Source organism: Halopseudomonas sp., from assembly GCF_038130085.1.
In the GTDB taxonomy this organism is placed as follows: domain Bacteria; phylum Pseudomonadota; class Gammaproteobacteria; order Pseudomonadales; family Pseudomonadaceae; genus Halopseudomonas.
Genome location: NZ_JAYPMU010000013.1, coordinates 39630 through 54261 on the forward strand (window position 1 = coordinate 39630; position 14632 = coordinate 54261).

Consider the following 14632-nt stretch of genomic DNA (forward strand, 5'->3'; position numbering starts at 1 on the left):
CTCCAGAGTGTGCTTTGATCGGTTGAGTCCTCTTGAAGGCTCAATAGTCAATCAGAGTGCTTTTTGGCTTAGGCCAATTTTCCTCTAGGTCTTTGTGGACTTGGTTAACCCAGGCTTCGTCGTGCGCTGCTTGGAAACCCACGTAGTTATTACCTGCACACCAAGTTTCCAAGCGGAACGCTAAGTCATCTGTGTTTTGGTTTCCTACCACGTCCGAGAGAAAGGCGATTCCATCTTTCGTGACACGTAACTGCCAGTGCTGGTTGTCAGTTACTGAGCCGATGAGTTCGGAAACTCTTTTCTTAGTAAATTGTGTAGGGTCATTCAGGTCGATTTTGATCATGGGCATTGATCCTAATGGTTGGGTTTGAATGACTGAAACGAAAACGGGGCGTTGAACGCCCCGCCTTTAAAAGTTCGCCGGTGTTGTCGCGCTGATCAACACACACGGCTCCTCAAATGGATTGCGGAAGCGGTGCGGCTGGCTGCTGTCGAAGTAGTAGCTGTCGCCGGTCGCCAGCACGTAAACCTCGCTGCCAACGGTCACTTCGAGCTGGCCGCTGACCACGGTACCGGCTTCTTCGCCTTCGTGGTTGAGCATGTCCGGGCCGGTATCGGAGCCTGGCGGGTAGGTCTCGTTGAGGAAGGAGAAGGCGCGGTTGGGGTGGCCCTTGCCGACCAGTTTCATGGTGACTTCGTTGGAGCCGATGTCGAGCAGCTCGTCGGCGCGGTAGATCACCTTGCGCTGGGTGTCTTCTTCCAGCTCCAGCGAGAAGAAGTCGACCAGTGACATGGGGATGCCGGAGAGAACTTTTTTCAGCGAACTGACCGAGGGGCTGACGCTGTTCTTCTCGATCATGGAAATAGTGCTGTTGGTGACGCCGGCCCGTTTGGCCAGTTCACGCTGCGATAAACCTTTGAGTTTGCGAATGGTTTTGAGACGAGCACCCACGTCCAATGGCTGATTCCTCCGGGGAAGGGTAGACAGGACGCCGCAACGGCGGCGTTCGACCGGGGGATAATTGCACGGCTGTTCAGAATTTTCAACAGCTGTGCAATCTACTTAGCCACGATAGTGACGGGGTACCCGATTCAGGTTGCAGAACAGCTGATAGGGAATGCTGTCAGCCCAGCTTGCCACCTCGCTGGCGTTCAGGCCATCACCCCAGAGGGTGACGCTGCTGCCAAGGCCGCTGGCGGGCAGGTCGGTCAGCTCGACGGTGAGCATGTCCATCGATACGCGGCCGATCAGTCGGGTGCGCTGGCCGTCGACCAGTACCGGTGTACCGTCCTTCGCGTGACGCGGGTAGCCATCGGCGTAGCCCATGGCAACCACGCCGACCCGGGTCGGGCGACTGGTGATGAAGCGCGAGCCATAGCCGATGGGCTCTCCCGCGGGCAGCTCGCGCACGGCAATGATGCGCGAGGTCAGTTGCATCACCGGACGCAGTTTGGCGGCGTGCTCTTGCTCGAATTCGAACGGGGTTGCGCCGTACAGCATGATGCCCGGGCGCAGCCAATCATTGTGGGCCTGCGGCCAGGCCAGAATGCCGGGCGAATTGCACAGGCTGGCCGGGCCATCCAGGCCTGCGGTCGCCGCCGCAAAGGTCGCCAGTTGCTGCTCGGTGCGGCCGGTCTCGGGCTCGTCGGCGCGGGCGAAGTGGCTGATCTTGGTCAGGCTGGCGACCTGCGGCAACGCGGCAAGGCGGTGCCAGATGCTGGCGTATTCCTCGGGGCTGAAACCAACCCGGTGCATGCCGCTGTCAAGCTTCAGCCAGATGTGCAGCGGTCGGCTGAGGGTGGCCGCTTGCAGTTGCTGCAGCTGGGCATCGTGGTGCAGCACCGCCCAGAGGTCATGCTCGGCCAGCAGTGGCAGCTCGTCGGCATCGAACCAGCCTTCGAGCAGCAGGATCGGGCCGCGAATGCCGGCTGCGCGCAACTCCAGCGCTTCCTCGATGCAGGCGACGGCGAAGCCGTCGGCATCGGCCTGCAGCGCTTCGGCGCATTGAACGGCGCCATGCCCGTAGGCGTTGGCCTTGACCACCGCCAGCGCCCGGCGCCCGGACAGCGACTTGGCCAGTTGATAGTTGTGACGCAGGGCAGACAGATCGATCAGGGCTTGGGCTGGGCGCATGGGCAAGGCATCTTGAATAAAAAAGACGGGGCAATGTGCCCCGTCAGAATATCAGACACCACTGAACGCGTGGGAGCGGTGACTGAGAGGGTGAAACAGGTTTTGCCGCAACCTCAGGGCAGTGCAGCGACGACTGACATCTCGACCAGAATTTCCGGCTCACACAGCTTGGCTTCGACGGTCGCGCGGACAGGGGCGGTGCCGGCGGGCAGCCACTGATCCCAGACGCTGTTCATGGCTTCGAAGTCGGCGTCGATGTCCTTCAGGTAAATGGTCACCGACAGAATGTTGGTCTTGTCGGTACCGGCCTCGGCCAGCAGCTTCTCGATCTCTACGAGGGTGCTGCGGGTCTGCTCGGCGGCGTCCTTGCTGAGGTCGTCATCGGCGGCAACCTGACCGGCAAGGTAGACCGTGTTCTGGTGAATCACGATCTGACTCATGCGGTGGTTAGTGTGCAGACGCTGGATGGCCATGGTGCTGGTGTTCCTTGTGGTTGGTGTAGCGGTCAAAGCTGTAGTCGCCGGCGTTCAGCGCAGGCTTTTCGCCGGACAGCAGGTCGGCCAGCAGTTTGCTGGAGCCGCAGGACATGGTCCAGCCCAGGGTGCCGTGACCGGTGTTGAAATACAGGTTGCGCAGGCTGCTGGCGCCGATGATCGGCGTGCCGTCCGGGGTCATCGGGCGGAACCCGGTCCAGAAGGTGGCTTCGGCAACCTTGCCGCCCTGCGGGAACAGGTCGGACACCACCATTTCCAGCGTCGCCCGGCGCTTCTCTTTCAGGGTGTCGTCAAAGCCGGTCAGCTCGGCCATGCCACCCACGCGGATGCGGTCGGCAAAGCGGGTTACGGCGACTTTGTAGGTTTCATCCATGATGGTGGAAACCGGTGCCATGGCTTCGTCGGCTACCGGCAGGGTCAGTGAGTAGCCCTTGACCGGATAGATTGGCAGATCAAAGCCGATTGGGCGGGCGAGCTTGGGCGAGTAGCTGCCGAGGGCCAGCACGTAGCGGTCGGCGGTCAGCACTTCACCGTTTTCCAGGCGCACGCCGTTGATCTGCGCGCCGTCGCTGAGCAGCTCATCGATGGCACAGTTGTAGCGGAATTCGACGCCCAACTCGGCTGCCTTGGCGGCCAGGCGGGTGGTAAACAGGTGGCAGTCGCCGGTCTCGTCGTTCGGCAGGCGCAGGCCGCCGATGATCTTGTCGGCGCTGGCGGCCAGACCGGGTTCTGCGCGCACGCAGCCCTCACGGTCGAGGACTTCGTAGGGCACGCCGCAGCGTTCGAGTACGGCGATGTCCTGCGCGGCGGCATCCATCTGCTTCTGGGTACGGAATACCTGCAGGGTGCCCTGCTCGCGGTGTTCGTAGTCAACGCCGCTATCGGTGCGCAGGTCCATCAGGCAGTCGCGGCTGTATTCCGCCAGACGCATCATGCGTTCTTTGTTGACGGCGTAGCGGGCCTCGGTGCAGTTGGCCAGCATCTGCACCATCCAGCGGTACTGGTGGGGATCGCTGGTCGGACGAATGGACAGCGGTGGGTGCTTGGCCAGCATCCACTTGACGGCCTTGAACGGCACGCCCGGCGCGGCCCAGGGCGCGGAGTAGCCGGGGGAGATCATGCCGGCGTTGCCGAAGCTGGTTTCCAGACCGGCGCCCGGCTGGCGATCAACCACGGTGACCTGATGGCCGGCGCGGGCCAGGTACCAGGCGCTGGTAACGCCGATGACGCCACTACCGAGGATGAGAACCTGCATGGTGTTGCTCCCGGAAAATATTCTGTGAATTTGCCCTTGGGCGATATCGCTATTCTATGGCAAGTGATCTGGGCTGATTTTTCGTTTATTTTGCGTATTGCAGAGCAAGATTCTCTTGCTAGTTCGCTTTTCAGGGGTATTTCATGAAAACCAAAAAGGCCTCCAGCCGTGAGCTGGATCGGATTGATCGCCACATCCTGCAGCTGCTGCAGGAAGAAGGGCGGATGTCCTATGTGGAACTGGGCGAGCGTGTGGGGCTGTCCACTACGCCGTGCATGGAGCGGGTGAAGCGGCTGGAACGGGAGAAATTTATCCTCGGGTATGGCGCGCGGCTCAATCCGCACAAGCTGCAGGCGAACCTGCTGGTATTCGTCGAGATCAGTCTGTACTCCAAGTCCGCCGACATTTTTGACGACTTTCGCCGCGCCGCGACCAAGCTGCCGCATGTTCTGGAGTGCCATCTGGTGTCGGGTGATTTCGATTATCTGATCAAGGCGCGTATCTCGGAGATGGCCTCCTATCGCAAGTTGCTCGGCGACATCCTGCTGCGCTTGCCGGGTGTGCGTGAGTCAAAGAGCTACATCGTGATGGAAGAACTGAAGGAAACATTGGCGCTGCCGATCCCGGAGTCTGATTGACGCGGGATTGTCCGGCTGCCGCGATCTGGTTATGCTGGGCGTCAATTTTTATTTACGAAGTTTCACGATTTCAAACGCCAACGACCGCCAACGGATAGCCCCATGCTGCGCAGTTCAACCCATACCCACGAGCACGCCCCTTCCTATTACGCCGCGACCCTCAACCAGCAGCTCGGGCTGCCGGTCCTGCAGGGGGAGGAGCAGGCTGATGTCTGCATCGTCGGTGGCGGCTTTACCGGCGTCAACACGGCGCTGGAACTGGCTGAACGAGGCCTCTCGGTGGTGCTGCTGGAAGGGCATCAGATTGGTTGGGGAGCCAGTGGCCGTAACGGTGGGCAACTGATTCGCGGCGTTGGGCATGACGTTGACCGCTTTGAGAAGCAAATCGGCGCAGACGGTGTGCGCCACCTCAAGCTGATGGGCATCGAGGCGGTCGAGATCGTTACCGAACGGGTGGCGCGCTTCAATATCGATTGCGATCTGACCATGGGCTACTGCGACCTGGCCAACAAGCCGGCGCACATGGATGGCTTTCTGGCTGATCGCGAGGAGCTGAAAGCGCTGGGCTATCGCCATGAGATGACCGTCATCGAGCGGGATCAGCTGCATACCGTGGTCGGTTCTGATCGCTACATCGGCGGCATGACCGACATGGGCTCCGGCCATCTGCACCCGCTCAATCTGGTGCTGGGTGAGGCAGCTGCTGCGCGTCAGCTCGGGGCGCGTCTGTTCGAACACTCACCGGTTACCCGTATTGATTACGGCGATACTCTGACGGTGCACACCGCTACCGGTCGGGTGCGGGCCAAGCAGCTGGTGCTGGGCTGCAACGCCTATATGGGTCAGCTCAATCCGAAACTCGGCGGCACAGTGATTCCGGCCGGCAGCTATGTGATTGCCACTGAATCACTGGGCGAGGAACGCGCGCGCAGCCTGATCCCGCAGAATATGGCGCTATGTGATCAGCGCGTGGCGCTGGATTACTACCGCCTCTCCGCCGACCACCGCCTGCTATTTGGTGGCGCCTGCCATTACTCGGGTCGTGATCCGGCGGATGTGGCGGCTTACATGCGGCCGAAGATGTTAAAGGTCTTCCCGCAGCTGGCAGATGTGAAGATCGAGTTTCAGTGGGGCGGCATGATCGGCATCGGTGCCAACCGCCTGCCGCAGATTGGTCGGCTCGAAGACCAGCCGAACGTGTTCTACGCCCAGGCGTACTCAGGTCACGGCGTTAACGCCACCCACCTGGCCGCGCGGCTGTTGGCCGAGGCGATGACCGCGCAGGCGAGCAACGGTTTCGATATCTTCGCCAAGGTGCCGCATATGGCATTTCCGGGTGGTCAGCGCTTCCGCGCGCCGCTGCTGGCGATGGGGATGCTCTGGGAGCGCACCAAAGAGCTGTTTTAGGCCCGGCTGCTCGGGTTACTGCTGCACCTCGACCAGCCCGTGCGGCAACTCGGCGACCTTGGCCGGTTGCCCACTGAGGTCGATCAGGTCGCCGTTGGCAGGGACCAGTCCACCCAGCCCCAGCTCACGCCCCAGCGCCATGTGTGCCTGCTGATGGTAGCGCTCGCCGTGTACCGGCAGCAGGTGGCGCGCTTTCAGCCAACCGTAGAGTTGGCGTAGGTCGTCCTGCGGTGGGTGGCCTGAGGCGTGCACATCGGGTTGCATGTCGTCGTCAATCAGCTCAACGCCCTGATCCTTTAACCCCTGTTTAATGCGCTCCAGTGCGACTTCATTGCCGGGAATCAGGCGCGAGGAAAAAATCACCGTGTCGCCCGGCTCCAGGCTGAGGTGCGGATGACTGCCGGCGGCCAGCCTGCCTAGCGCGGCCCCCGGTTCGCCCTGGCTGCCGGTACACACCCAGAGCTGCTGCTCGCGTGGCAGATGGCCCAGCTCCCACGCGCCAATGTAGCCAGGGCGTCCCGGCAGATAACCCTGGGCCCGGCCGATGCTGTGCATGTGGGTCAGGCTGCGGCCAAGCAGCGCGGCGTAGCGGCCGCAGTCGAAGGCAATGTCGGCCAGACTGTGCAGGCGTGCAAGATTGCTGGCAAAGCAGGTGACGATGACCCGTTGGCGGCAGGGCCGAATGGCGTCCTGTAGGCCATTTTGCACGGTAGCTTCGGAGCGGCTGGCGCCGGGCACCGAGGCGTTGGTCGAATCGCCAATGATCACATCCACCCCGGCGCGGCCAAGTTGCTGCAGGCGTGCCTGCGCCGTCAGCTCGCCGACCACCGGATGGTTATCCAGCTTCCAGTCGCCGCTGTGGTAGAGGCGTTTGCCGGCCACTTCCAGCACGATGGCATGGGATTCAGGGATCGAGTGGGTTACCGGAATCCACTCGGCCTGAAAGGCACCGACGCCAATCGGCTCCAGAGGGCGAATCTCTTGCAGGCGCGGCCAGGTCAGGCCGGGGTCGAGCTTGGCGCGAATCAGTTGTGCGGCAAAGGGGCTGGCGTAGATCGGGCAGTCCAGCGCGCGCCACAGGTGCGGTATGGCGCCGATGTGGTCCTCGTGGCCATGGGTAATCAGCAGCGCCGAGAGCTTGATGTCGTGCCGTTCGAGCGCGGACAGGCTCGGTACCGACACGCTGTTGCGCCCGCTGGGCGTGGGGTTCAGCGCGAAGCCGCAATCCACCGCAATCCACTCGCCGCCCGAGCCGTAGAGGTAGAAGTTGGCGCCGAATATCCCGGCACCGCCCAGTGCCACAAACCAGGGGCCGGGCTGGCGGTGGAGCTGGTCGAAGCGTGGGGCGGGCATGGGCACTCTCGTCGGCAGGGTTGCAGCGATGGGTTCGCTGGCAGGTTAGCACAGCACCGGCATCAGCCGAAAAACCAGTAGCAGACGCCGATGGCGGTGAGCATGCCGGCGAGGTCTGCCAGCAGGGCGCAGCCCAGTGCATGGCGCACGCGGCTGATACCGATGGCGCCGAAGTAGACGGCGAGCACGTAAAAGGTGGTTTCGGTGCTGCCCTGGAAGGTGGCGGCCAGCTGGGCCGGGAAGCTGTCGACGCCAAAGGTGTTCATGGTTTCGATCATCATCGCCCGGGAGCCGCTGCCCGACAGTGGCTTGATGAACGCGGTGGGCAGTGCGTCGATAAAGCGGGTATCCCAACCGAGCCCTTCGACCAGCCAGCGAATACCGTCGAGCAGCGCGTCGAGCACGCCGCTGGCGCGCAGCACGCCGACGGCCACCAGCATGGCGACCAGAAACGGCAACAGCGAGATGGTGACTTCGAAGCCCTGCTTGGCGCCCTCGATGAAGCTGTCGTACACGTTGACCTTGCGTAGCGCCGCGATCAACAGGAAGGCGATGATGATGCCGAACAAGGTGAGATTACCCACCAGTGTTGAGGTTGCTGCCAGCGCCTCGGCAGACAGGCCCGCCAGCGTGGTCAGCAGCAGTCCAAGGGCCACGGCTCCGCCTGCAAGATAGGCTAGCACCACCGGATCCCAGAGCTTCAGGCGCTGTATCAGCGCAACGCTGAGCAGGCCAACCAGACTGGAGGCGCTGGTGGCCAGCAGGATCGGCAGAAACACCTCGGTCGGGTCGCTGGCACCCTGCTGGGCGCGGTACATGAAAATGGTGATCGGCAGCAGTGTCAGCGACGAGGTGTTGAGCACCATAAACAGAATCTGGGCGTTGCTGGCGGTGTCCTTGCTGGGGTTGAGGCTCTGCAGTGAGTGCATGGCCTTGATGCCAATCGGGGTGGCCGCGTTATCCAGCCCGAGTACGTTGGCCGCAAAGTTCATGGTGATGTGGCCGAGCGCGGGATGGCCGCTTGGCACGTCCGGCATCAGGCGGCGAAACAATGGTGTGAGCAGGCGTGCCAGCTGGTTGATCAGCCCTGCCCGCTCGGCAATGTTGAGAAAACCGAGCCACAGGGTCATGGTGCCGACGAGCACCAACACGATTTCCACGCTCAGCCGAGCCATGTCGAATAGCGCGGTGACCAGGCGGCTGAACACCTCGGCGTCGCCCAGCCCCAGCCATTGCCAGAGTGCGGCGGCGAAGGCGCTGAGGAAGAACCCGAGCCAGATCCAGTTGAGCATCGCTGATCAGCCCGGTTCGCCGGTGCAGGCGGGTAGCCGCGCTGTCGGTGCTGGATCCGCTGCTTGGTACCAGTCCGGGTCCGTCTGTGCCGCTAGCGTGCTGGCCTGCTCCGGGACCAGTGCGGCGAGTATGGCTGCGGTTTCGCTGTCGGGCAGGCCGTCGTAGCGCGCTGGGCGGAAGCGCATCTGGAAGGCGGCAATGACGTTGCGCGTCGCCTCGTCGAGCTGGCCGTGCAGCGGCACCGCATAACCCCAGCTGTGCAGCGTCTGCTGGAACCAGGTGATCGCAGGGGTGCGACCCTCTAGCCACTGCTGCATTGCTTGCACGCGCTGCGGGTCCGCCCCCACGGCAACGCCGGCGGCAACCAGCTGTGCCCACGGAAAACGCGGGCCTGGATCGACCTTGCGCTGCGGGGCGATGTCGCTGTGTGCCAGTACCCGCTCTGGAGGGATACCGTGACGTTGCTGGATGTCGCGTAGCAGGTGGATCAACGCGTCGATCTGACGCTGATCCCATGGTTGCCAGAGACGGCATTCGGCCTGATCGCGGTAGCCGGAATTGACCAGCTCGATACCGATCGAGCTGCTGTTGAGCCAGGTGCGACCTTGCCAGCTGCTCTCGCCTGCGTGCCAGGCGCGCTGACTCTCGTCGACCAGACGATAGATGACCGGGTCGTAATCGCTGATCAGATAGTGACTGCTGACGTCCTGCTGCGTCAGGGTGTGCAGTGAACGTTCAAAACCGGAGGAGGTGTAATGCAGCACGATGTACTGGACGCGGCTGTCCTGGCCGCCGGCCTGGTAGCGCTCATCGATTATCAGGGCAGAGCCGCACGCGCTCAGCAGACCGGTACAGCACAGCAACAGGATGAGGCGAACGGCTGCACTCATAGGCTGTCGGCGGCAACGATCCGGTTGCGACCATCTTCCTTGGCCCGGTACATGGCCTGGTCTGCGCGATCAAAGGTGCAGTCCAGCGTATCGCCCTCACGGAACTCGGTGTAGCCGATCGAAATGGTGACTGGCACCGGCTCGTTCTTGAAGTGAAACGGCGTGTGCTCGATGCCGCTGCGCAGCTCTTCCAGCGCGGTGGCACCCTGCTCCGGCGACACGCCCGGCATCAGGATGACAAACTCCTCACCGCCGAAGCGGCCGATGAAGTCGGTCTTGCGCAGCCGCCGGGACAATTGCTGGGCAATCAGTCGCAGCACTTTGTCGCCGGCCAGATGACCAAAGCGGTCGTTGATCGACTTGAAGTGATCAACGTCCAGCACCACCAGCAGCAGGCGGCCGCCGTAGCGCTGCCAGCGTTCGTGTTCCTCTTCCATGCGGCGCTGCAGACCGGCGCGGTTGGCCAGCCCGGTCAGGCTGTCCAGCATCGCCTGACGGCGTTGTTCTTCCAGGTGGCGGCGGAAAGTCTGTGCTTCGAGCTCCATGACCTGAATGCGCTCGACCATGGTGGTTAGCTGCATGGAGACCTGATTGTCACGTTCTTCGCGCAGCTCTCGTGCCTTGTCGATGTTGTCCAGCAAGGAGTTAAGGCGTGACTCGACATTGGCCTTCAACGCGCTGAGATCGTCAGCATCGCGAACGTTATTGTTCAGCACTTCAACCTGGTCTCGGATATCGCCGGCAAGCTCGCGTTCGGCTTCGAGTGAGCCGCTGTAGTTGGCCTGAGCTTCCTCCAGATTGCCCTGAAACTGACTCAGGCGCTGGTTGAGCTGTTGCAGATAACCTTCGAATTCAGCCTGCCGGCTTTCCTGCGCGGCAAGCACCAGGTTGGATAGGCTGTCGAGCGCCGCGGCCAGCTCGTACCAGTTCAGGCCACGGCTGACTTGTTCGCGCAGACGATCACGGACGGCCTGCTGCGTTTCCAGTACCTCCAGCTCGTTGAGCAGACGCAGCAAAATCGACTCAATGTGGGCGGCTACCTGAGTGAAGTTTTGTTCTTCGCCGCTGAGGTTGCCGATCGGCTCATGCCCTGTCTCGTGCTTATGCTCTGCTTCAGCTTCGATAGCTGAGGCTTGCTCATCGATGGCCGGCGACGGCTCGTTGTCAATTTCGGGCTGCAGGCTGGCAGGCTGGCTTGGCTGATTGCCGCCGTCGGCGTTGCGGCCGTGGCGGCCGAACAGGCGGTCCCAGAGACTCGAGGGCTCGGTGCTGGGTTCGAGGTCGAGAATCGTGCCCTGGAGCTGCTCCAGGTCGCCGAGGATGCCATCAAGCTGGCGTGGCAGCTCGCTCAGGTCATCAAGGCGGCGGCTGAGAGTGCGCAGGGCTATCGCTGTGTCGCGTGGCAGTTCGTCCGCCTGCAGTTGCTCGATGATGCCGTGCAGACTCTTGCTGATCTTGCTAGTGCGCTCCTGGCGCCGCTGGTCAGCGGTCAGCACCGCATGTTCGAGCTTAGGCAACAGGTCGGCCAGCATACTTGCCGGTGCATCGGCGCGCAGGGCGCGGCGCAATTCGTTTAGGCGCTTGTCGAGCAGGGGGTCGATGCCGGACGCAGCAATACTGACCCGCACCAATCCACGCTTGAGCAGTTCCGTCTGCTCGCCCGGCTCAGAATGCTGGTAAGAGCCGTTGGCGTTGGGGTGGGTGTCTGGCATGGAGGCTCCAGCAGGTTAATTCCCAGAGATTATAGGTGATGCTGAGCTGCTGACTAGCCTTTACACAGCGGTGACGGCAATTTGATATGCATTGCCACGGGCAGGTGGTCGGAAATCGCCTGTGGCAGCACATCAACCTGTTCAACGCGGAGGCTGGGGCTGACCAGAATGTGGTCCAGCACCCGGGCAGGTTTCCAGCTTGGGTAGGTGCCGGGTAGGTCGGGTGCCTGCAGATCTGCACCTTTCAGCGGCGAGTGCTGGAGCAGGTCTTCGGCATGGGTGTTCATGTCGCCCATCAGCACTACGTGGCGGTGATCGGCGATGCGCTCACGTACGTAAGCTAACTGATTGGCACGCCCTTTGGTGCTCAAGGCCAGGTGCATCATTACGACCAGTAGCGAATCTTCGCCTTGACCAAACTGGGTCAGAATGGCGCCGCGACCAGGCAGAATCCCCGGTAGTTTGTGGTCCTCCAGCAGGTCCGGCGCGTAGCGACTAAGCAGGCCGTTGGAGTGCTGTGCAAAGCGACCGAGATTGCGGTTTAACTGCTGATACCAGTAGGGAAAGCCACTCTCGCGGGCCAGATGTTCAACCTGGTTGACGAAACCGGAACGCAAGCTACCACCATCAACTTCCTGTAGGGCGACCAAATCAAAGTCATGCAGCAGTTGGGCGACCTTGCCCAATTGATGCTGGCGAGCGGCGCTGGGTAGCAGATGCTGCCAGCTACGCGTGAGGTAGTGGTGATACCGCTGGGTGTTGATGCCGACCTGAATGTTGAAGCTCAGCAGGCGCAATATTTCGGGGAGAGGGCGTTGGTCGGTCTGGCACTGGCTATTGATCCGCAGTTCACCCGGGGCCATGTGGCCCCGGGTGGTGCGTGTCGAGCTGATATTGCCGACAGACAGCATGGGGTTAGCCCTGGTTGGCCTGACGTTCCTGTTCGGCCAGATACTCGGCAATCTTCAGCATATTTTCGAAAGTGCCGGCCATCTTGCCCTCGATGCGGTACTTGCCGTTGACGATCAGGCACGGAACGCCGGTCGCGCGGTAGTCGCGGGCCAGACGACCAGCCTGTTCGATGCGGCTTTTGACGCCGAACGAAGACCAGGCGCGCTCGAACTGTTCGGCGGTAATGCCGTAGGGGGCAAGGAACGCGATCATCGCGTCGGTGGTTTGCAGCTGGTTCTTCTCGCGGTGGATCGCGTTGAACACGGCGTCGTGAGTTTCTTCCAGCTTACCCAGGCTTTCGAGGGTGTAGAACAGCTGACCGTGGGTATTCCACAGGCCGCCGAACATGGCCGGAACCGGGCGGAAGTTGATGTCTTCCGGCAGAGTCTTGGACCATGCCTCGATGGTTGGTTGGAAAGCATAGCAGTGGGGACAGCCGTACCAGAACAGCTCGGCAATTTCGATCTTGTCGGGATCCTGGGTCGGTGCCGGCGTCGGCAGGACCACGTAATGCACGCCTTCCTGATAGGTGACTTCCTGGGCTTGGGCCAGGGCAAAGCTGCCGAGCAGCCAGATCAGGGCAACGCTGAAAAACGCACGCATGTAGTTCTCCATAACGGGGTAGTGACAGGTTTCAGACCCGACAGTAGAGCAAAGATTCCGTGATTACCAGACGTAACTGTGGCGCGGTATTACCGTTGTGAAATGCGCATGCAAAAAGGGGTAGCCGATGGCTACCCCTTTTCGTTGCAACGGTGCGAGCGCTTAACGCAGGCCCTGGATATAGCTAGCAACAGCTTCGATATCCTTGTTGCTCAGGCGGCTGGCGACGGTCTGCATGATCATGCTGTCGCCGTCGTTGGTGCGGTTGCCTTCGCGGAAATCGGTCAGCTGCTTGGCAGTATACGCCGCGTGCTGGCCCGCCAGATGCGGGTAGCCAGCCGGCGGGTTGCCCTTGCCGGTCGGGGAGTGGCAGCCGGTGCACGCAGGCAGGCCGGTTTCCAGATTGCCACCGCGGAAGATCTCTTCACCGCGCGCAGCCAGTGCCGGGTCGGCGACGCCGAGGCTACCGGTCTGGGAGGCGTAGTATGCCGCGATATCAGCCATGTCCTGCTCGTTCAAGCCGTCCAGGATGCCGGTCATTTCGATAACGGTACGACGGCCTTCCTTGATATCGGTGATCTGCTTGAGCAGGTAGCGCTCGCCTTGACCGGCCAGTTTCGGGAAGTTCGGAGCAGGGCTGTTGCCGTCTGCACCGTGGCAGGCGCCGCACACGGCAGCCTTGGCCTGGCCAGCTTCAGCATTGCCCTCAACAGCGTGCGCACCAGTGGCGACACCCAGGGTCAACGCCAGACTAACGAGTAATTTATTCATCGGCTAATCCAATAACGGCTAAAAGAAAACGGTTGGCAGTGCCTGCAGTCCGGCCTTGGTGACCACGTTATCAATGGCAGGCAGCCGTGATTGTGTGCCCATGCTAGCGGCGCGCTGCGCAGGGCGCAATGGCTGAAATGCCGCACCCTCGGCCGCACCTGCGACGCTCATGAGTCTCTGGGGCACTTGAATCTGAGCATGCGCGAGGGCGCGAGCCAATTGATCAGTGCTTCCCACAACCGCGGCATTATATACTAAGCACGCCGCAAACGTGAATGTCATCAGTGCCCGGCTCTAGCATGTCGGCCAAAATGGAAATCCCATGTCCTCCAGCACCCCTCTTGTATCCCTCTGCCAGCAGTCGACTTTTATCAAAAGTGCGAGCCTGGTCACCCAGTGTCCGCCGGATATCGGGCTGGAAGTAGCCTTTGCTGGCCGCTCCAACGCCGGAAAATCCAGCGCCCTCAACACGCTCACCCACGCCAGGCTGGCGCGTACGTCCAAGACGCCGGGACGCACGCAGCTGATCAACTTTTTTCGGCTTGATGATGAGCGCCGCCTGGTAGACCTGCCCGGTTATGGTTACGCCAAGGTGCCGCTGGAGCTGAAAGCGCACTGGCAGCAGCATCTGGACGCCTACCTTACCGGCCGCCACAGTCTGGTTGGTCTGGTGCTGGTCATGGACCTGCGGCATCCGTTGTCTGATTTTGACTGCATGATGCTCGAGTGGGCGCGCAAGAGCGACATTCCGGCGCACGTGCTGTTGAGCAAAGCTGACAAGCTGGCCTTTGGTGCAGCAAAGAATGAACTGCTCAAGGTGCAGGCGCGGATGCGCAAGGAGTTGCGTTCAAATGCCAGCGTGCAGCTGTTCTCCTCGCCAAAGCGGCTCGGGGTTGAGCAGGCGCACGAGGTGTTGGCCGGCTGGCTGTTTCCGCCGCAGGCCGAGGCTGAGCAGGCAGACGCCGAGTCCTGATGGCTCGGCGGTTGGCACAAAAAGGTTAAAAAAAACCCCGAGCTTCTATGGGGAGGGAGGCTCGGGGTTCAACTAACCGGGCTGTGCTAGGAAAGGGAGTGCCCGGTTTTCTGCCAACACTAAATCACATCTAAGGAGCATGAATGGCTCTTAAGCCG

At 61.7% G+C, this 14632-nt stretch carries 15 protein-coding genes; 3 read left to right on the forward strand and 12 right to left on the reverse strand.

The genetic code is table 11. From position 1 onward, the window contains the following. Positions 1-40 precede the first annotated feature (40 nt). The 5 genes from AAFM31_RS11340 to AAFM31_RS11360 all read right to left on the reverse strand — a co-directional run bounded on the left by AAFM31_RS11340 (position 41) and on the right by AAFM31_RS11360 (position 3883). The gene (locus AAFM31_RS11340) at positions 41-340 is read right to left on the reverse strand and encodes a hypothetical protein (protein WP_341708111.1); all 300 of its coding nucleotides are present in this window, start codon (positions 338-340) and stop codon (positions 41-43) included. A gap of 69 nt (positions 341-409) precedes the next feature. Beyond that, positions 410-958, reverse strand: a complete 549-nt coding sequence (locus AAFM31_RS11345; RefSeq protein ID WP_341708050.1) for a cupin domain-containing protein — start codon at positions 956-958, stop codon at positions 410-412. Between the two features lie 105 nt (positions 959-1063). After that, a complete protein-coding gene (gene alr, locus AAFM31_RS11350) occupies positions 1064-2134 on the reverse strand; it encodes an alanine racemase (protein ID WP_341708051.1) in 1071 nt (356 codons plus the stop codon). Between the two features lie 113 nt (positions 2135-2247). After that, on the reverse strand, positions 2248-2607 hold the full coding sequence (locus AAFM31_RS11355) for a RidA family protein (protein ID WP_341708052.1): 360 nt from the start codon (positions 2605-2607) through the stop codon (positions 2248-2250). After that, entirely contained in the window at positions 2582-3883 is a 1302-nt protein-coding gene (locus tag AAFM31_RS11360; RefSeq protein WP_341708053.1) for a D-amino acid dehydrogenase, read from the reverse strand. The genes AAFM31_RS11355 and AAFM31_RS11360 overlap by 26 nt, the downstream gene beginning before the upstream one ends. Positions 3884-4026: 143 nt before the next feature. On the opposite strand from AAFM31_RS11360, the gene AAFM31_RS11365 reads away from it, so the two are divergent. Beyond that, positions 4027-4521, forward strand: a complete 495-nt coding sequence (locus AAFM31_RS11365) for an Lrp/AsnC ligand binding domain-containing protein (RefSeq protein WP_341708054.1) — start codon at positions 4027-4029, stop codon at positions 4519-4521. Positions 4522-4623: 102 nt separating this feature from the next. Beyond that, positions 4624-5928: an FAD-binding oxidoreductase gene (locus AAFM31_RS11370; RefSeq protein ID WP_341708055.1), complete on the forward strand. Its 1305-nt coding sequence runs from the start codon at positions 4624-4626 to the stop codon at positions 5926-5928. A 15-nt stretch (positions 5929-5943) separates the two neighbouring features. Here AAFM31_RS11370 and AAFM31_RS11375 read toward each other — a convergent pair whose 3' ends face one another. The 7 genes from AAFM31_RS11375 to AAFM31_RS11405 form a co-directional block, all read right to left on the reverse strand. Continuing rightward, positions 5944-7281 carry a ribonuclease J gene (locus AAFM31_RS11375; RefSeq protein WP_341708056.1) on the reverse strand — a complete coding sequence of 446 codons (1338 nt, stop codon included), beginning with the start codon at positions 7279-7281 and terminating at the stop codon, positions 5944-5946. 62 nt (positions 7282-7343) lie between these two features. Then, positions 7344-8573: a nucleoside recognition domain-containing protein gene (locus tag AAFM31_RS11380; RefSeq protein ID WP_341708057.1), complete on the reverse strand. Its 1230-nt coding sequence runs from the start codon at positions 8571-8573 to the stop codon at positions 7344-7346. A 6-nt stretch (positions 8574-8579) separates the two neighbouring features. Further along, entirely contained in the window at positions 8580-9464 is an 885-nt protein-coding gene (locus AAFM31_RS11385) for an N-acetylmuramoyl-L-alanine amidase (protein WP_341708058.1), read from the reverse strand. Beyond that, positions 9461-11176, reverse strand: coding sequence for a diguanylate cyclase (locus tag AAFM31_RS11390; RefSeq protein WP_341708059.1), 1716 nt, complete (start codon positions 11174-11176; stop codon positions 9461-9463). The genes AAFM31_RS11385 and AAFM31_RS11390 overlap by 4 nt, the downstream gene beginning before the upstream one ends. Before the next feature lie 53 nt (positions 11177-11229). Next, the gene (locus AAFM31_RS11395) at positions 11230-12039 is read right to left on the reverse strand and encodes an endonuclease/exonuclease/phosphatase family protein (RefSeq protein WP_371833033.1); all 810 of its coding nucleotides are present in this window, start codon (positions 12037-12039) and stop codon (positions 11230-11232) included. Positions 12040-12091: 52 nt separating this feature from the next. Next, positions 12092-12730 carry a thiol:disulfide interchange protein DsbA/DsbL gene (locus AAFM31_RS11400; protein WP_341708060.1) on the reverse strand — a complete coding sequence of 213 codons (639 nt, stop codon included), beginning with the start codon at positions 12728-12730 and terminating at the stop codon, positions 12092-12094. Positions 12731-12892: 162 nt separating this feature from the next. Next, positions 12893-13501 carry a c-type cytochrome gene (locus AAFM31_RS11405; RefSeq protein ID WP_341708061.1) on the reverse strand — a complete coding sequence of 203 codons (609 nt, stop codon included), beginning with the start codon at positions 13499-13501 and terminating at the stop codon, positions 12893-12895. Positions 13502-13823: 322 nt separating this feature from the next. Between AAFM31_RS11405 and yihA the strand changes: the two genes are divergently transcribed. Continuing rightward, positions 13824-14474 carry a ribosome biogenesis GTP-binding protein YihA/YsxC gene (gene yihA / locus AAFM31_RS11410; RefSeq protein ID WP_341708062.1) on the forward strand — a complete coding sequence of 217 codons (651 nt, stop codon included), beginning with the start codon at positions 13824-13826 and terminating at the stop codon, positions 14472-14474. Positions 14475-14632 lie beyond the last annotated feature (158 nt).

What these genes read in the sequence shown, in the direction of transcription:
- AAFM31_RS11405 (WP_341708061.1), bottom strand. Translation starts at nt 13,501, where the DNA reads ATGAATAAATTACTCGTTAGTCTGGCGTTGACCCTGGGTGTCGCCACT.
- AAFM31_RS11400 (WP_341708060.1), bottom strand. Translation starts at nt 12,730, where the DNA reads ATGCGTGCGTTTTTCAGCGTTGCCCTGATCTGGCTGCTCGGCAGCTTT.
- AAFM31_RS11355 (WP_341708052.1), bottom strand. Translation starts at nt 2,607, where the DNA reads ATGGCCATCCAGCGTCTGCACACTAACCACCGCATGAGTCAGATCGTG.
- AAFM31_RS11360 (WP_341708053.1), bottom strand. Translation starts at nt 3,883, where the DNA reads ATGCAGGTTCTCATCCTCGGTAGTGGCGTCATCGGCGTTACCAGCGCC.
- AAFM31_RS11395 (WP_371833033.1), bottom strand. Translation starts at nt 12,039, where the DNA reads ATGGCCCCGGGTGAACTGCGGATCAATAGCCAGTGCCAGACCGACCAA.
- AAFM31_RS11370 (WP_341708055.1), top strand. Translation starts at nt 4,624, where the DNA reads ATGCTGCGCAGTTCAACCCATACCCACGAGCACGCCCCTTCCTATTAC.
- yihA (WP_341708062.1), top strand. Translation starts at nt 13,824, where the DNA reads ATGTCCTCCAGCACCCCTCTTGTATCCCTCTGCCAGCAGTCGACTTTT.
- AAFM31_RS11390 (WP_341708059.1), bottom strand. Translation starts at nt 11,176, where the DNA reads ATGCCAGACACCCACCCCAACGCCAACGGCTCTTACCAGCATTCTGAG.
- AAFM31_RS11375 (WP_341708056.1), bottom strand. Translation starts at nt 7,281, where the DNA reads ATGCCCGCCCCACGCTTCGACCAGCTCCACCGCCAGCCCGGCCCCTGG.
- alr (WP_341708051.1), bottom strand. Translation starts at nt 2,134, where the DNA reads ATGCGCCCAGCCCAAGCCCTGATCGATCTGTCTGCCCTGCGTCACAAC.
- AAFM31_RS11365 (WP_341708054.1), top strand. Translation starts at nt 4,027, where the DNA reads ATGAAAACCAAAAAGGCCTCCAGCCGTGAGCTGGATCGGATTGATCGC.
- AAFM31_RS11380 (WP_341708057.1), bottom strand. Translation starts at nt 8,573, where the DNA reads ATGCTCAACTGGATCTGGCTCGGGTTCTTCCTCAGCGCCTTCGCCGCC.
- AAFM31_RS11385 (WP_341708058.1), bottom strand. Translation starts at nt 9,464, where the DNA reads ATGAGTGCAGCCGTTCGCCTCATCCTGTTGCTGTGCTGTACCGGTCTG.